At 36.8% G+C, this 17,347-nt stretch carries 15 protein-coding genes; 2 read left to right on the top strand and 13 right to left on the bottom strand.

Annotated elements, in window-relative coordinates; translation table 11 throughout:
- Nucleotides 1-6: 6 nt before the first annotated feature.
- The 12 genes from BT112_RS22015 to BT112_RS19480 all read right to left on the bottom strand — a co-directional run bounded on the left by BT112_RS22015 (nucleotide 7) and on the right by BT112_RS19480 (nucleotide 16,433).
- The gene (locus tag BT112_RS22015; protein ID WP_072319131.1) at nucleotides 7-3,747 is read right to left on the bottom strand and encodes a YecA family protein; all 3,741 of its coding nucleotides are present in this window, start codon (nucleotides 3,745-3,747) and stop codon (nucleotides 7-9) included.
- Nucleotides 3,748-3,856: 109 nt separating this feature from the next.
- Nucleotides 3,857-4,720, bottom strand: a complete 864-nt coding sequence (locus tag BT112_RS19430; protein ID WP_072319132.1) for a hypothetical protein — start codon at nucleotides 4,718-4,720, stop codon at nucleotides 3,857-3,859.
- Nucleotides 4,708-6,999, bottom strand: coding sequence for a Piwi domain-containing protein (locus BT112_RS19435; RefSeq protein ID WP_072319133.1), 2,292 nt, complete (start codon nucleotides 6,997-6,999; stop codon nucleotides 4,708-4,710). The genes BT112_RS19430 and BT112_RS19435 overlap by 13 nt, the downstream gene beginning before the upstream one ends.
- A 7-nt stretch (nucleotides 7,000-7,006) precedes the next feature.
- A complete protein-coding gene (locus tag BT112_RS19440) occupies nucleotides 7,007-8,278 on the bottom strand; it encodes a restriction endonuclease subunit S (RefSeq protein WP_072319134.1) in 1,272 nt (423 codons plus the stop codon).
- Nucleotides 8,271-9,806 carry a type I restriction-modification system subunit M gene (locus BT112_RS19445; protein WP_072319135.1) on the bottom strand — a complete coding sequence of 512 codons (1,536 nt, stop codon included), beginning with the start codon at nucleotides 9,804-9,806 and terminating at the stop codon, nucleotides 8,271-8,273. Before BT112_RS19445 ends, BT112_RS19440 begins: the two co-directional genes overlap by 8 nt.
- A 1-nt stretch (nucleotide 9,807) precedes the next feature.
- Nucleotides 9,808-10,233, bottom strand: a complete 426-nt coding sequence (locus tag BT112_RS19450; protein ID WP_072319136.1) for a hypothetical protein — start codon at nucleotides 10,231-10,233, stop codon at nucleotides 9,808-9,810.
- A 3-nt stretch (nucleotides 10,234-10,236) separates the two neighbouring features.
- The gene (locus BT112_RS19455; protein ID WP_072319137.1) at nucleotides 10,237-10,809 is read right to left on the bottom strand and encodes a restriction endonuclease subunit S; all 573 of its coding nucleotides are present in this window, start codon (nucleotides 10,807-10,809) and stop codon (nucleotides 10,237-10,239) included.
- A gap of 141 nt (nucleotides 10,810-10,950) precedes the next feature.
- A complete protein-coding gene (gene mobC / locus BT112_RS19460; protein ID WP_072319144.1) occupies nucleotides 10,951-12,933 on the bottom strand; it encodes a conjugal transfer protein MobC in 1,983 nt (660 codons plus the stop codon).
- 18 nt (nucleotides 12,934-12,951) lie between these two features.
- Nucleotides 12,952-14,256 carry a relaxase/mobilization nuclease domain-containing protein gene (locus BT112_RS19465; RefSeq protein WP_072319138.1) on the bottom strand — a complete coding sequence of 435 codons (1,305 nt, stop codon included), beginning with the start codon at nucleotides 14,254-14,256 and terminating at the stop codon, nucleotides 12,952-12,954.
- Nucleotides 14,244-14,633, bottom strand: coding sequence for a plasmid mobilization protein (locus BT112_RS19470; protein WP_072319139.1), 390 nt, complete (start codon nucleotides 14,631-14,633; stop codon nucleotides 14,244-14,246). The genes BT112_RS19465 and BT112_RS19470 overlap by 13 nt, the downstream gene beginning before the upstream one ends.
- Before the next feature lie 236 nt (nucleotides 14,634-14,869).
- Nucleotides 14,870-15,784 (bottom strand): toprim domain-containing protein, encoded by a 915-nt coding sequence (locus BT112_RS19475; RefSeq protein WP_072319140.1) that lies wholly within the window; start codon nucleotides 15,782-15,784, stop codon nucleotides 14,870-14,872.
- Nucleotides 15,785-15,884: 100 nt separating this feature from the next.
- Nucleotides 15,885-16,433, bottom strand: coding sequence for an AAA family ATPase (locus BT112_RS19480; RefSeq protein ID WP_072319145.1), 549 nt, complete (start codon nucleotides 16,431-16,433; stop codon nucleotides 15,885-15,887).
- A 97-nt stretch (nucleotides 16,434-16,530) separates the two neighbouring features.
- Here BT112_RS19480 and BT112_RS19485 point away from each other — a divergent pair, with 97 nt between their 5' ends.
- Entirely contained in the window at nucleotides 16,531-16,821 is a 291-nt protein-coding gene (locus BT112_RS19485) for a hypothetical protein (protein ID WP_072319141.1), read from the top strand.
- Nucleotides 16,822-16,835: 14 nt separating this feature from the next.
- Here BT112_RS19485 and BT112_RS19490 read toward each other — a convergent pair whose 3' ends face one another.
- On the bottom strand, nucleotides 16,836-17,045 hold the full coding sequence (locus BT112_RS19490) for a hypothetical protein (protein ID WP_072319142.1): 210 nt from the start codon (nucleotides 17,043-17,045) through the stop codon (nucleotides 16,836-16,838).
- A gap of 169 nt (nucleotides 17,046-17,214) precedes the next feature.
- Here BT112_RS19490 and BT112_RS19495 point away from each other — a divergent pair.
- Nucleotides 17,215-17,347: helix-turn-helix domain-containing protein (locus BT112_RS19495; RefSeq protein WP_175545829.1), on the top strand; the 133-nt coding region annotated here is incomplete at its 3' end.

The raw sequence follows: 17,347 nt of genomic DNA on the forward strand, positions 1-17,347 counted from the left end.
AATCTTTTAATTAAGAGCTTCTAATCCTTTTTCTTTTAAATCGTACAGCGTGACAAATGGCATAGCCAATTGCCTTGTTTTTAGGTATGGTGTCAACATATCTTCCTGAGTCACAAAAAAGGACTTCACTGTATAATCAGATAAGTCCAAGTCGTACTTTGTACTGAGTTGATCCAAATTTGCCTTTAACCAGGTATCTCGCTCCACATGTTTATCGATCCAACCTTTTTCTGAATCACTCCCAAATAGTTTGTCAACCTCGCCAATCATTTCTTTGATGTTTCGACTTGGAGCCATGCTTTTACATTCTAAACTGTAAATGGTCTTTGTGGAAGTGTCTATTACCAGAACATCAACATCACCTATGTCAGTATCATTTTTGAGGTCTGATTTTGGATTGATTGGAACTTCAGAATCAATCACTAAGTCATCTGTTTCAAATTCATTCAGAACGGATTCCACTAATCTTTTACCATTATGTTGTGCCAGCTTGCCTAAGACCCTTTGTACTGGTCCATCTTCACTTACCCTTAGTCTGTTGGTGGTACATTGGTCATACCAATACGTTCTACTTGAAAGTAGCTGTCTAAATCCCCAGTAAACGGTGGGGTTGTCTGGGTCTGTGGGGTTGTCAACCAAAACTAAAGGCTTGCGAAGCAGGGAAAGTCTTCTGTTAAACCTCCAAGGTGAAATGTCAATATTGTCAAAACCAGCAGGAACACGATGTACTTTTCCTCTATTGAATAAACTCAGATATGCTATTGCTGTATTAAATTCTTCCTCAGTATAGGTGTGATCATGCTTGTTTATTTCAATGTATAAATCCTTTTTCAGCATGGTTGCACATGCATTAGGTTGGGAATAGGCTACAATTCCCAAGTCATTTACTACCTCACACAACCTTGTGAAGGAGATTCCAAACTCTTCTGTGAAAGCATTATCAAGACTTTCGGGTACGTCTGAGCCCTCCATAGGATTCAGTTGTGGAAATACTTGTTCGAAAGTGTCTTGAGCATCACGCACATTCTCTTTCGACTTGGAGGCGTGATATGGGTCAAAAATTTCTCGGAAGAGTTGTTTGCTTGTACCTATACGACCTGAAGGCAAAATGCCCATTTCTATTTCGAAAAGGTCAAATTCAATCTGATCACCCATAGAACCCCAATCGATTATTGCGTTCATTATGGCTACTAGCTCATCTATAGCAGTTGTGCTAATGATCTTATTGCCAGTGGAGGGTTCTGCAGCCAGATGTTCTATTAAACACCTTACCGCAATGGTCGTTTGATTGAGTTTAGCAAGGTTATCTTGCAAATCACTTGTTTGTTGTTCCTGAGTAACAAAGCATGCAATTCGGGTTGGTGTTTTGACTCTTAGTTCTTCTCTTTTATGGATTAAGCTTTCATTGAGATTGAATAACCTTTTGAGGAGAGGTTCATTAGGGTATTGGCTAATTGTTGTCTGCAACATAGGTAGCAATACTCGCATCACTACATCCCTTGTCAATTTGGTCTTTACAGCTTTATCAGTAATCTCTCCAACTGGAGGGCATAAGTTGTCCAAGCCCGGAATAAGACTATTTAATATGGTATTCACATTGTAGCCTTGTATATATCTATGGCTTGTAAGGTTTGAAGGATCGAGTAATAGATTATCAGCTGAATCCAGAATAAAAATTTTCTTCTTCACTCCGAGTGGTGCAGCCGCATCAACAATTTGATTAATCCTTTCATTCTCGATAGTCGGCTTCTGTTGAGCCTCCAACAGGAGATTTATTCCTCGAAGAATCTGCCTTGTTAATTCTCGCTCTCCTTGATTGTCTGCCCCGTACAGATATGGTATAATGGCAGGTGGTATCGAAATTGAGATAGTATTGCCATCAATTGATATGTTGAAATGACCGGCCAATTCAGGATCACGTTCAAAGTTTCGTTCTATAGGATTGAAACGGTCTTCCTGCTCAAATTCGAATCTAAAAGCAATAGGAGCTTGCTCAAGATGAGATAAGTCGGCATTTATAAATTCCTGACATTGCCATAACCAAAAAGCGATGGCGTCAGTCATTTCAAAATACAAGCCTCTTGCAGATGCAGGGATGTCAAATGAGTTTTTATTCGGGGAAACCCAAACAGGTAAAGGAAACCCTTCAACAGCCATATTGAGATTGCCTGCTGACAATTCATCAATGGAGCAATAAATTGGAGCATACTTATCCTTTCGTGTCACAGGGATGTTCGCAAGCCTACCTTCGACTAATCGTGTTGCTGAATGCTCATCAGAAAGAAGCTTTGCTTCCTGATATAAACTACCTGCATATCCCGGCTCTACGTGAAGGATAACACCGGAACTATCATCTGAAACATAAAAGGAATCATCATTTTCCTTGTATACTTTAAAGACATCCAAAAAAGAAGCTCCAAACATGTTGCTGCCTGGGATCTGACTATCTCTTGCGTTGGCGAAATTCCAAAGGTCAATTGCGTCATGTTCTTTCAATTTCACCAATGTGTAAAAATCATAGATTGGCATTCCTATACTCACAGAGTTTACAGTATTGCCATACATGAAGAACATGTCTTTACCCATTGAAGAAATCAGGGAGATGTCCATAAACTGGTGACCAGCAAATTCAGGTAACGCCAGGGTGCTGTTTATAATCTGTTGCTTTCTTTGCTCATGTGTTGCTTCACCTGATGTTCTGTATTGAACAAATGCAAGTTTGTCATCATCAAAGCGATAGATCGCTTCTCTTATGGTAGGGTCTGTATTTTCTGAAATTGCAGGAATATCAATTCCTGAAAAGCCAAGTTGCTTCAAGTGAAGCTGTGTGTAATTCCAAATGACATTATGATAGGCATTGCTAACAGCAGGGAGGCAGCCCGATGTGCTTGCTTCTGAATGAATGAAATCGACCAAAGCATAGCTGAGTGTTGCCGGGGAGGTAATGATGTATTCACCATTGTGGTGAATTATTGGTTTAGTCAGCAACGGACTTTCCTCAATATGATCATTAGCTAATTCAGGATCGTTGATGTCAATTACAAACATGTCCAGCGCTTCCCTTGCTATTTGCTTAGATTGAAGTAATTGGGTTATTTCCTCCTCAGAAAAAGTAACGGCTGCTTTTAATTCTGCAAGGTGTGTTGAATCAGGAATAGATATGAGGTTACTCTCAACTTTTTCAAATTGGTATCGGCCATATCCTAAACGGGCAGCAACTCTGTCTGATAGATTTAATATTAGCAGAGCTGCATGCATGCAATTGCTTTTAAACCAGTCTGGAATGCCTGAATCAGGCCAATTGTAAATTGCCGTTAATAGCTTGGAGGGCACATAGCTACCACCTTCTGTAATGCCCGGGAAAATAATGTAGTCACCACCATAGAATGTGATTAAGTCTGTGAATAGGTTCGTGACAGGATCTTCCAGATAATGTGAGGGGTAATTCTCATTTAGGAAGGTCGTTAATGCTGCTTGAGACACATTAGGCTTATCGTCAGTAAAGTTTCTTAGGGACATCCTCGAAAGCTCTTCGAAACGGACGTTCTTACCGTGATTTTGGGCGAGCAAGGTGAGACCAGCGAAGGACTTTAGAAGGTCAATTGAATTGTATTCAGAGAAAAATGGGCGAGGTTGTTGCTGAGTATGTGAAGTACTAAACGTACGACCAGAATTCATACAACACTTCTTGTATTTTTTGCCACTGCCACATGGGCATTTATCGTTTCTTCCTATCTTCTTGCTCATTATTGAATTGTTTTTTAGTTACCAAATCCAAAACTCTGCACACTTTTATTCAATCTCAGCATTTGAAATATAGTAGTGAATTTTATCTCATATAAGAATATTGCCATAATTACTTTACATTTTCATAGCCAAAGGCTCTTAATATCATTTCTTGAAACCTGGTTTTTAGTTTAGGTATAAAGTTTCCTGACAAACCTATAACTGCACCTAATCCTAAGATTAGATTCAAGTCATTCACAAATAGCTTTTTGTCTTCAGGTAGCAATTGAAAGACTTTATATGCTCCACAAAGAATCCCAATAATAAAAAGGTTGTATACTACAATTGAAAAAATATTGATTCGCTTTTTAAAACGACTCTCAAATTCTAATAAACGAGATACTTCATCGGCATCTCTTGGCAGCTTAAACTGGATAATAATATCAAATGCACGGTAATACACGATACGTATGAAGTCGCTGTTAAATGATTCTTTGGTGTTGCTCATTGTATTATACGCTTCATTCAATTGGTCATTGGTTATTTTTGATTTATCCAGTAAAAAGAGAAACACCAAAACCATAGACTGATTGTTGGCTTTGCTTAGATAATTACCAATCAATAAATTTTCAAAGCTAGTAGTAACTTTACCTCTAGCTCGGTTTCGGATGACACCCAAAAGCCATTCTTTATCACATTCAAATTTCAGCACCCCTATAACCAATGTAAAAATCAGGAAATCGTCATGTATAAAAGGAGCAACAGAGTTCTCAGAAACTTTACGTTTTGATATTTTGGCATATTGAGACTCAAAACTTTCTTTTGAATTCTTTTTAATAGCCTGAATAGACGAGTAATAAATTGTATCAGGTTCTGAAAAGCTACCTTGAGGTAATTGAAATACCTCATCGGTAACCAAGGCAACCAAAGCAGCTTGCTTAGGTTGATTGGCTAGACTGCTCAAATAACTATGCTTTTCTTCTATAAAAACCATTTTTTTCGCTTTAAGGTATAGTTCAATTTATCAGCATCCCATTCAGGTATATGTCTCATTTTTCCAAGTAGTCTTGAAATAAGATTAGAATACAGCATAGTCGCAGGTTCTTCTCTCGGTAAAAAACCTCTCCAGGATAAATAGGTGAATGAATAAATCTGCTGGGTGATATAATTCAAATCATAAAACATCAAGTCTTTTAATTCGGGATCATCATAATTTCCTTGAGGCTTTCTTATTTTAATTTGAATAGGGGTGCTCATACCATGCTTAGCCGTTTTTAGTTCCCTTGCTCCCAGCATCTGTACTAAACAGGTTTCATCATCTATAAAGACATTACTTCCTCGCTGTGGAATATACTTCCCTATAATTTGACGCGATCCATATTTTGACTCTCCTTGTTGACTAGTATCGAATAAAATACTTGGATGGCTTTTGCTTATTGTTACGAAAGCAAACTTGATATTAAACTGTCCAATCTCTTTAACTAGCTGGCTAATAACTCCAAACTCTACATTTTTAATCGGTTTAAATATGTGAAAAATCAACCTTACAGTATCTCCTTCTTGCCATGCATATTCATCTGAAAGACGGCCAATTGAACTTTTAAGACTTTTGAGTAATTCTTCGAAATAACTTTCGTACGGAACATCTTTTACCTTGTCTCCTAAAAGATATTGTCCGTCGCTCGACATAAAGGTGGTAATTCCCACTACACGACTACTTTCAGCTCCCTTGTATATTGTACTTCTCAGCCAACTATGTCCTATCCCTATTACGATTTCTCTGTCCACCGACCTTTGGGCGGACAATACCCACGGTGTTCCTCCTAGCTTTGCATAAATCTGAAGAGCTAGTGGGTTTAATATATATTCCGTATAGTTAGATATGGTAGATGATCTTACAAACTGTACCGGTATTTCTAAAGAAAGTAGTTTCGCCTTAATCTTATAATATGGATTGTCTCTGTCTGAAAGAGCCTTAAATCTATCAGGTATCTCGATTATAGCAAGATGTGGCTTCTCATTATCATAATTACTTATTATACTTAAATAGTCCTTTAAGCCATAATCAGAAATTTCCTGTATATCAAAATTAATATCTTGAAGCTCATATTTTTTAAGTAATCCTTTTTGGAAGTATTGGGAGTTTGCTATACCATCCTTTAAATGAGACAAGAATCTTGTGAAATCACCTCTCTTGGCTCTATGACAAATACTTATTATTCTTGAATTTTTTATATCAAAACTAATGCTGTCATAAGGTCCATAATTTGACAGTCCCATATCGGCATTTATATTATTCTTTTTTGTGCCAGCATGATCATAGATAAATGTTGGTGTTTGCAAATTCATGCTATTTTGAACTTGCAATGGCGATGTATCTACTTTAAAGCAAAAACCATCTCGGTTTTGAAACAAAATTGGATTATCACCATCCGAAAAAAGGTGCTTGGCAATCTTATTTATTTCAGCAAGCTGGCTAACAGGATTTTGCTTTTTAATACGTTCTTGTTTTACAGCCTCTAATATTTGATCACATTTTTGCTCATTAATAGCAAAGTTTAAATAGGCTTGAATATTTCTCCTCGTTTTACGAATAAAGAGTTCGTTCAGTGGATAACTCTCGTCACCATCATTTGTGGAAACTATCGCTATATTGTCACTGATCGATTTTATTACACCTACAAAATCTTCGTTTGGAGCAAGTATATTATCTAATCCCGGAAGCGTTTCAGTATGTAATACTTCAAAATCAATCAAATCAAAGCCTTCCTGAGATAGTTCCAAACATGAAATATTAAATACCCAGTTTCTACGAATGTTAACTAAAAAAGCAAAACCTTTAGAGTCATTAATGTTTGTTTCGCGGAGTTGTATCTCGATAAGTTTCTTGAACGCAATTTTATGTTTTAATCTTTCTGGCAGAAAATTTAAAATTAAATCATCTTTATCTTGGCGTGAATAAAACCTAAAAGGATAAAAATCAACCGGTATAAAGCCTTGAAACCTATCTTTAAACGTTCTAAAAAAAATGTGTTTTACTAAAGATGCGGTTACCTTGGCATCACCAAATACCGATCGCTTTTCTACCTTACCGCTAAGCAGGCCTTTCTCATCATCTTTATTGGAAATAGCAATCAAATTACCATCCCTAAAAAATGAGTAAGAACTATTATAGTTTTGCCTCAATTCTTGCAATCGTTCATCAGAATATGTCTCCGTTATTATCTGGTAATCTGAAAAATCAAACCGTATGGGGAAGTAATTTAATTGCATGTCATTTTTATTTTATGTTTACTCTTATTTTACCAGTCAAAAGCTTTTGCATCAAGCCTTTCTTTTGCTTTTTCAAGATGTTTAATTGTTTTTTGTATAAGTCTAGCTCCTTATCCGCTTCTGAAAGTACCGAAGTAATAGCCTGCTGTTCTTTAAATGTTGGGATGGTAAGTTTTAAACCGAAAAAGTCTTGTATGCCAATGTTTAAAAGACCGTGAGCACGACCTCCTTCTTGTGCAATTTTCATTAAAGGTCGAACCATAAAACCAGCTTCAAAAAAGTGTTTCATAAAATCCGAACTGACAATTTTTTTTAGCGAAAAACAGATATAAAGAGTTGTTACAACGGCTTTTTCAAAGCCATCCAACCTTTTAAAAGCTCCCATCGGGTAGCCATTTGAATAACTTTTATTATAAGCAAATTCACCTTTATATATTAGATAGTAATTTGAGAGAGTCTTGCTTGCCACTCTTTTTGTAAAGAAGTCTTCTTGACGCACTAAACCTCTCTGTGCAGATATGGTAACAACTGTATCATCCAACTCTTCATTTTTTCTTGTTATTCTATTAGCAATGTCTTTTATAGCTACCTCATTCCATTCTCCCTCAAATCCTTTTAACCGTTTTTTTCCTTTAAGTAAATTCTGTGCAAGACCTTTATTTCGAAGTTTAATCTCTTCTATTAGACTGTTTGTAGTAGAAATAGCTAAATCTAGATTACTAAGTATCTCTGCTATTTTTTCTTGTTCTGGTAATGGAGGAATAGGAATTAAGGCATTTTTTATTGATTCAGTTGTTAAGCCAAATCGTGTAACCCCATTTGCTAATTTTTGAAAATAATGATTAATGTTGTGGGACTGCAACAGAAAAGATAAAAAAACACCATCTAAATGAGCTTCATTTGGTCTCAGAATTGCAAGATGGTAACCACAAATTAAATTGGGGATTTCTTCAATGACATAAGCTGGCACCGCAATATCCTTTCTGTCCTCAGAGTCTTTTGTTATTATTACGTCTCCTTTGTGTAGTTGGAATTTGTAAAACTCGGATTCTTTTACTGAACCTGCTGAAAATGGAATGCTAGAGGTTATATAATCATGATAATAAACATCTTGATAGTTGCATAATGAAACTGGTATTTCATTTTCCTTAATATGTTTATCAACATTACTAAAGAGAACAATTGCATTTTTTCTAAGTTTATCCAAACTCCAATCCTTTGGGATATCTCCAACTTTTGTATGTTTGGTTTTATATGTTATTTCGACTGTCTTATTCATTAAACCCTAATTCTACTAGGTAATTATTGATTTGTTGTTCTACCGTTGCAAGCTCCTTCTTTAATTCTTTGATATTATTTTGAGTTGCTGGGATGTCAATTTCTTCTTCCTCTTCGAATGTATCCACATAGCGGGGAATATTCAGATTGTACTCGTTTTCGGCAACCTCTTGAACAGATGCTCTATAAGCATACTTTTCTTCTAATACCTTACCTTCCTTAGAAGTTAAAGGAATGGCTTTTTGAAATGCTTTGTATGTATTGACAATCTTGTCTATATCACTATCACGAAGACGATTTTGATTGGTGCTGGATTCATATCCTTCACTAGCATCAACAAAGAGGATATCTTTATTTTCCCCTTTTGCTCTATTAAAAATGAGAATACTTGCAGGAATACCTGTTCCGTAAAACAAATTAGCTGGCAATCCAATCACAGCTTCCAACAAGTTTTCTTCAATTAACTGCTTTCTTATTTTACCTTCACTACTTCCTCTGAAAAGAACCCCATGTGGCAGAATAACACCAACGCGACCTGTGTCATGATACGTAGACTCTATCATGTGAGATACAAAAGCATAATCTCCCTTGCTCTTTGGAGGAGTTCCCCTATGGAATCTGTTGAACTGATCAGAAATAGCGTTGTCAGCTCCCCACTTATCTAGTGAAAATGGAGGATTTGCTCCTACTATATTTCCTTTAAGTAGGCTATCTTCTTCCAGCAACTTAGGATTGTTTAAGGTGTCGCCCCATTCAATAGTAGCATCATCTATCTCATGCAAAAACATGTTCATACGAGCAAGAGCCCAGGTGCTACCGTTGATTTCCTGACCATAGAGTGAATAATTTTTATTCCCTACCTCTTTAGCAAGTTTAATCAACAAAGAACCTGAACCACATGTCGGGTCAATAATACGATCACCAGGCTGGGGATTAAGTAGCTTGGCTAAAAGTTTTGAAACTTGAGCAGGCGTATAAAATTCCCCCGCTTTCTTTCCGGCATCACTGGCAAATTTTTCAATTAGATATTCATATGCATCACCAATAACATCATTATCCTCTAAATGGGAAGGCTGTAGATCTAACGCAGAAAAGTCAACCAATAGATTTTTGAGTCTTCTGTTTCTATCTTTAGTCTGACCAAGATTAGCTTCTGAATTGAAGTCAATATTTCGGAATACACGCTCCAGTTTACTTCGGTTGGCGTCCTCCATACTTTCCAGTGCAGTGTTGATCAACTCTCCAATATTTGCCGAATTTCTGTTTTCAAACAAATAGTCGAAAGTACAAGTATCGGGCAATTGGAAACGCTCATTCCTCAAAGCTCTTTGCACTCTGATTTCATCACCGCTATACTTTTCTGCATAGAAATTCTTTTTGTCTTTCCATACATCTGATACATATTTCACAAAAAGCATAGTAAGGATATAATCCTTGTACTGGGATGGATCAATAACCCCTCTAAAGGTGTCACATGCCTTCCAAACAATATTATTAATCTCGTTTTGTGTAATTGGTTTTTTACTCATGCTAATCGTTTATTATTATATATATAGAGGTATATGATTCTATATTTTCGTTAATGAATATTTCCTTATGTTCGAGAATCCTGTTATCGGGAATTTGCACACCAAGTTTCTTTAATTCCATAGCTTCCTTTTTTGGAATTTCAAAACCTCTATTACTCTTGTGATGTGCTGTGCCATCGATATTTACGGCATAAATCTCTTTTTTGCTATTCCTTGGGTAAATGTGATAATGTCCCTTAACAGGAATATTTTTATCTTCAGGATGATAGGTGTACCTATTCTGAGTTTTCTGGAATTTTTGATAAGTTTTATGTTCAAGAATTAATTCCGAAAAGATATTGATGTCAAAAGATATTTCAATAGCATAGCTATTCTCAATACCCATTAATTCCTTTTGCCTTTTTAATATTTCACTTAATTTTTTCATTATCTAATTAATCATAACGCCATTAATGATTTTTCCTATTATACCCTGATATACTTTTTGTTTTTCTAAAATAATCTGTTTTGATATTTCCATATCTCTATAATGCAAGGACTTAATAGCTATTGCTTTTTGTTGTAATTCCAAAGGAGGAAGCTTCACTGCAAAAGCCTCTAATTCAGATTTACGAATGGAAGGAATAGAACTCCCAGCACCAAGAGTCTGGAAATAAGCCTGCGTTTGTGGCATATTAAATAGGGTAGTCAAAAATTCAGGTATTACTTTTAAAGGATCAGGCTTGATAACAAAAAATATTGAAGATGCTATGGCTGGACCGAACTCTTTATTATAAGTCCAAGCAAAGTTCCTCATTCCTTTTCCAACCAACAGAATATCTCCATCTTCAAGAAGGTGAGCTTTCTTTTTTTTATCTATCTGAACGAAAGTGTCAACCTCATCCGTTTGATTCCCCCAATCATCAAAATGCTTAGCCTGCAAATACACCGCATCACCAATACTTTTAGGCTTCACGTATAAACCAAACTGTAATTGAGCAATATCTCCTAATTTTACCTTCATTTAATTTGTAGCTTATTTCAAATTCACTACAAATATATAAAAAACATTCAATATTTGATAAAATTATTTTGTAGAGTTTTTCAAATTTTGAAAACAACAGAAAAAGTCATTCTTATCCAAGGAAAAAAAACGAATATGCTATTATTTCTTTACCACCAAATGGCTCAATCCCGGATCATTCAGCAACCGCTCCATTTCTGACTGTATAATGTCCTGAATATCCTGTTTGATTTGGAAATAGTTACGCTGTACCATACCTGAATCCAACTTTCGGATGATTTCAATGTCCTTATAATTTTGTTCCTCACGCTTAAGGCTGTCATGGTCATTAATAATCTCACAATGGAAAGCTTTTAGGTCAATCTTACAATCTGGATTATCAGCCACCATGCCCACAAATTCACCGGAGCTTAACCCTGATATTTTGGAAGGTGGTATGGCTGCTTCCAATTGTTTGGATCGGCTGATGGAAGTGTCCCCGCTGTTAATAGAATAACTTTCCCTATCCTGCATGATTTTCCCAAAGCGTTCGGAGAGTTGTTTGGCAGTATCACCTGTAACCTGACCGCTAACAATATTCCCCGTAATATTCATAATCACATCTGCCTGTTCACGACCATAATCCTTTCGAAGCTGACTAAAATCCTGAATACCCAGACAGGTAGAAACTTTATTGCTTCGGGCAGTAGCAATCAGACTATCCATATTGTTCAGGTAGATGGTCGGGAATTCATCAAAAATGAGACTACTCTTTAGCTTTCCTTTTTTGTTCACCAGCTTGATTAGCCGGTTTACATAGAGGGATAATACCGCTCCATAAATCTGTATTTTTTGTGGATTGTTTCCCATACATACAATCTTTGGGTCATCAGGATTATTAATATCCAGATCAAAATCGTTACCCGATAACACATAGTATAGTTGTGGGGATGAAAGCCTTGCCATTGCCACTTTTGCGGAAGCGATCTGACCTTCCAATTGTTCCATAACATCATTGAGGTACGCATTAACAAATGGATTAATCAGCACTTCAATTTCCTTCTCGGTTCGTAATAATGTGAACAGGCTATCATAATCTACCTGCATCAATTCAATTACATGCGGTAAGGTACAGAATTCACCATCCTTGTATTTTTTTAAATACCAGATAATAGCCGTTAAAAAGTTAATCGGGGATTCCACGAAGAAGTCTCCCTGGCGTTTAATCCATTCCCTGTTTAACCCCATCAAAATAGTGCGGGCACTTTCTGCTGCATCGGTAATATCGGTCATCGCAGAAGGCTCTAAGGGATTGCAACGATGACTACGGGTAAGGTCATCGAAATTAATCACATAAAATGCCGGGGGTTTGGTATATCGATGTTGGTTTTTCAGCCAGGTATTATAGGCTATTTTGGAAAGGTCATCAAACTTAAAGTCGTACACAAACATGGTAAATCCTTTACGGATATGCTGGGTAATTACATGACGTATCACAAAGTAGGATTTTCCGGAACCGGGAGTTCCCAATACCATAATCGCCCGGAATGGATTAATGATATTGACCCAGCTTTTCCGTTGCTTGTCTTTTAATTGGTACTGCGCCGGAAGGTTAATGGAATATTCATTTTCCAGCAATCGTTCTTCCTGAGGAAAGGTTTCATTTTCCTTATTAAAGATGTCCTTATTATTGATTTTATTCCTGATAATTCGGGAAAGCAAGGTGCCTCCTGTCAATACCAGCAGAAAGCCTACTCCTGTAAATGCCATATACAGGATAGCGGTCGTTATTATAGGTGTGTTCAACTTCATACAGAGATAGCTGATAAAATAAATGAGCAATCCGGTAATCAGGTAAGCAAAGGCTGTTCTGTGATTTAATTTCTCATCCTTTCTCCCCTTGGCTCCTAAAAGGGATATACCCAAAAAAACAAGGGCAATAAATTTCGATTTATGAAAATTGCTGAACAATCCCGTCTTATAAATATTGCTTAAAATACGGTCACTAAAAGTGCTTTGCCATCCCCATATTTCAAAAGCACTGTAACAGTAGAAATAGAAATGGATGATTAATATGGTAATACTGATAAGCCTGGTCATATCCAGTATTTTTCTCAGTGCCTGTTCATTTTCTCCGGTGTGCATTGCCATAGCTTTATTTTTCTACTGGTTATTATTCAGATTTCTTTTTTTCTTCTTTTTGCGTTTCTTTTTAAGCTGATTAGGTAAATAATCTGAGGTGTTTTCTGCCTGAGTTAAAACCTCCAATACATTTTCTTTTCCTGTTGGTATAGTAGCAGATTGAACCTCTTTATCAGCTTCTTTGGTTTCTGCCGCAGCGGTAGTCTGTGGCTGTAACCCAATGGTCTGTTTCGGGTCGGGATGCCTTAGCAAATCCTGTCCCGAAACTCCTTCCGGTAAACACCTTTCCTGAATGGCTTTGGCACTGTATCTTTTGCCCAAAGCACTTCCGTTAAAAACACATTTGGTTTGGTGATCCACATAGGTGATTCCATATAAAATTCCGTTAGCATTTTGCCTGAGTACGATCTGAATACCCTGTTTTTTCAACGCAGATATTAGTTCTGGAATGGATGATTTTTTTGATAACAATTCCTTATCCACCACATTTTTAACCCGTCGTTTAAAAAGTGTTCGTTTCGCCACATTTTCTTTGAATTTCTGCTCCAGAAATTTCAGGGTAGGCTTGTTATAAAACAGACTGGCTTTGATAGGGACACCTATCGGATTACCATCAATATCTAGTACCCGATATAGCAATCCACCTGTTTGGTAAACTTTTGAATTTTCTGTCCCCCGTTCTGCCTTTACATTGTATTGATTAAGTACTGCATTCAGCTCCGGAAGACTGGTATATTTGTATGGATTCAACACATTTTCCAGAATGTTCTGAATAGCCATTTTAGTTTGCGATTTACCATACATTGCCTTGCCGACAGCTATAGATTTTAACTTATAATTTTCATCCTTTTTTTGAGCTTCAGCCTGCACCAAACCAAACTCTTTTTCCAATGCTTTACGAGCGGGTTCAGATTTACGGATACCCAAATGGTGCAAGTCAATTCGTTTGCCATCCGCTTCAATATTGGTAGTTACCAAATGGATATGTGGATGCCCTGAATCGTGGTGCTGATAGACCAAATAAGGTTGTTCCCCAAAACCGATTTTATCCAGATAACTATCAGCTATTTCAAGCAGTTTTTGCTTTGATAAATGGTGCTCTGAAACATCAAAATTGAGCGAAATATGGACGCTGTTTCGCTTTGTTTTTTCATTTAATTCCATCTGTTTTAAAAAGCGGTTCAGCTTCATGGTTAAGCTCATTTTATCCGGATCAACAGGATAATTTCCTGCCCCAATACATTCCGCAACTCCTTGTTTCACTTTGTTCTCATTGTAGTTTAAAATGCGGTGAATGGAGTTTCCTGTTTTGATTACAGCAACCATATTTCCGCCATTTTTTTGATGTGATTTTTAATCTCATCCACCTTATTGAACAGGGTTCTTTTTTCCACTTCATAGGCAATCAGCCAGCTTTTAAATTCTGTAACTTTTTGAAGCGTATGGAGCTTTTTTACTGCCTGATTAAAGTTGTTGCCTACGTGGTTAAGTTCTTTTCTAAGCTGAGCCATTTCTGCCATAAAATCATCGGCAGATTGGTTGCGATATGTAGTTACAATAGGCTTTTCAAAAAGACTGTGACGAACATATTCGCTTAGCTTTCGGCAGGTGCTGTGTTGCCATTTCTTTTCGATTTTCGCATACTCATCGGGTGTTAAACGCAGCCCGATAATGCGTGTTCTGTTTGATTTTTTTCCTTCCATCTTCTTTTCCTTTATCCTGTTATCAAACTCAAAAAATTCATTCTATACGCCCTGCCCACGAGTTCCGAGTGATAGGCAGCAAGATGTCGGTTGTTTAACAACCGTTCATCTTGCCGTTTGCAGGAACGTAGCAAACTCATCGTTTTGTCAAAGTCTCCCAGAGGCTTATTATGTACTTTCAGGGATTCCGGCGATTTACTAAATAGTGAAGTTTTCAAAAATGCTTAGAAACACTATTACAGTTTATTCCCTAAGCGTTTCTTCTTCTTCTTCTTCTTCTTCTGCTTTCCAATATGCACCAACCAGTCATTAAGGTCTTTGTGGTTTTGGTAAAGCTTGCTATAATCGTTATATCTCTTGCTATTAGACAATGCTTCCCTGGCAACTTTTTTCCCGGCAGCATCATTGTCCAAATACAGGTTTATTGACTTGTGCGATTCCAGAAATGGACGTGCTTTTTCGAACAGGGAAAGGGAATTTAAAATGACAAAATCAGGAGTCTTATTTAGCTCATTTCTACTGATACATTTGAACGAAAGAAAATCCATAAAGCCCTCGAATACGGTCACCTCATCGGAAGCATTTTTTACTTTCGTAATGTCCTTTGGAGAACTGCTTGCTTTGAAATAAGGATTACGTATTTCAAATCCACCGGAATCATTTTTAAAACCAATCCCGTAATAGTTTTTTGCATTCAATTCATAATATACTTCCCGGCAATATTGGGTTGCAATTTCAACAGGGATTTTTCGCTGTTCCAAATAGTGAATCAATGCGTATGAATTGAGCTCATCATCCTTTACAATTTTAAGTAGATGCTCCGGTTGATTTTCTGTTTTGGAGCGATTTTTAAATGGCTTTTGAAAAGAAATACCGCTATCCAATTTTATTAGAAATTCTCCAACGGAACAACCAAAATATGCAATCCCAAAATCGATAATATTGCCTCCTTCACCAAGGCCATGATCGTACCATCGGTTCAGCTTTCGATTTACCTTAAATGAGGCTGTATTTTCTTCCCTTAACGGAGAATGATACCAGTAGTCATTGTTCCTGATTTTCGAAGGTTCATGACCTAATGAGGACAAGTACTGAACCATGTCCATTTCTTTTGCTTCCGCAATGGAAAGTTTTTGTTTCCTGAAATCCATAACCACACATTTTCACCTTCACTATTCAGTTTACTGACGTAAAGTTAAACAAGTGGTATGGCTTCTACCTATCCTCTCTATATTTTGAATGGGATGGTAATCAATAGGTTAAAAGATAATTAAGAATGAATTTTGCTCTTTTTAAAACTGTCGTTTTAGGCAATTCAACCAATTCATATCCCAAGAAAGAATAGGTTTCCTTCATTATATGATACGTGGCAACCGCTTCTTCAAAAGTCTGTTTTCTCTCGGCATCATTAACATAAATTGATTTCCAAGGTGGGGTAATAAAAACCTTAGGATAGTATCGCTTTTCTTCCGCTGCCTGCCACATTGTTTCAGGAATGGAAATATTGCACAATTTTAGGTATCCGATAACATCGGGAATACCACGGTCAAAAAATGTTAATCCACTCTTCTCCGATACATTTTGAAAATCTTTAAGGGATTGCTGAAACATAGCCATTGCAAACCCTTCTTTATCAAGCCAAGGTAAACGATTTCCATCTGTTTTAAGTTCTTTTTGGATAATGCTTCTACCGGTTTCTTCAACGGAATGATATCCCATAATTGAAAGTTGTTCTAACACGGATGTTTTTCCCATTCCGGGACCTCCTGTAATAATAATAGTGCTTGATTTGTTTTTCATAGTTCTAATAATTATCTCCTTCATATTTTGATGAGGATGATTTCTTTTACTCTTAATACTTTTGTTATTAATGTTGAATGATTTAAAACGTGTGATTATGTTGACAACAAATGATGTAGCCAAAGTTTATGATACGATCTTAAGTATCCCTGGCATGAATGACACAGTGAAGATTGATTTGAGGATCTCACGTAAAAATGTGCTATTACTAAACCATGTAATTGAGCGTGGATTGGTCGTGAAAGATGATGAGAAAAATGATGGACTTCTATCTAATGTGCCCGAAGAAAACCTGGTAGAATTGAAAAGTATTGCCGGTCAATATCTCGAAAAAGCTGGACTTATTGAACTCAAAGAAAAGTTGAATGAGTTAGGAAAAGGGAAGTAAAGTATTCAGGCTGGTTATTCGGTTATCCAGCCTTCTTCTTTTCTGATATTTTGAACCTTATTTGCTATGAGCCAATCTTCAAATAATGAATCGTTAATAGGAGTAAATTTAATAAATTCTCCTGAGGATAGCATTAAGGTAAAATCTTTAGCTACGGTAATGTATTTGAGGAGTTCTGAAGCTGAATAATGAAATCCGGGAAAATGCTGGGCGGCTGCTTGCAAAAAACGGATATAGTATACCACTAAAAACGGGTGAAAGTGAGCATAGCACAGCGGGTGAAAGTGAACCACCTAAAACGGATGAAAGTGAACCACTAAAAATCGATTCTATTTGAAGTGTGCGCAATAGTCTTTTTTTGTTAAAAAGATTATGGCCAACAAACAAATAGAAATGCGAAAAGTAAAAAAGATATTCAAGTTATACAGTGCCGGGGTCAGTAAGCGCCGGATCAGTTCCCAGTTGGGGATCTCCCGTAATACCGTAAGCAAGTACATCGCTTTTTTTCAACGTTACCAGCTGACCT

The sequence above is a fragment of the Sinomicrobium oceani genome, assembly GCF_900119185.1.
Taxonomy (GTDB): domain Bacteria; phylum Bacteroidota; class Bacteroidia; order Flavobacteriales; family Flavobacteriaceae; genus Sinomicrobium; species Sinomicrobium oceani.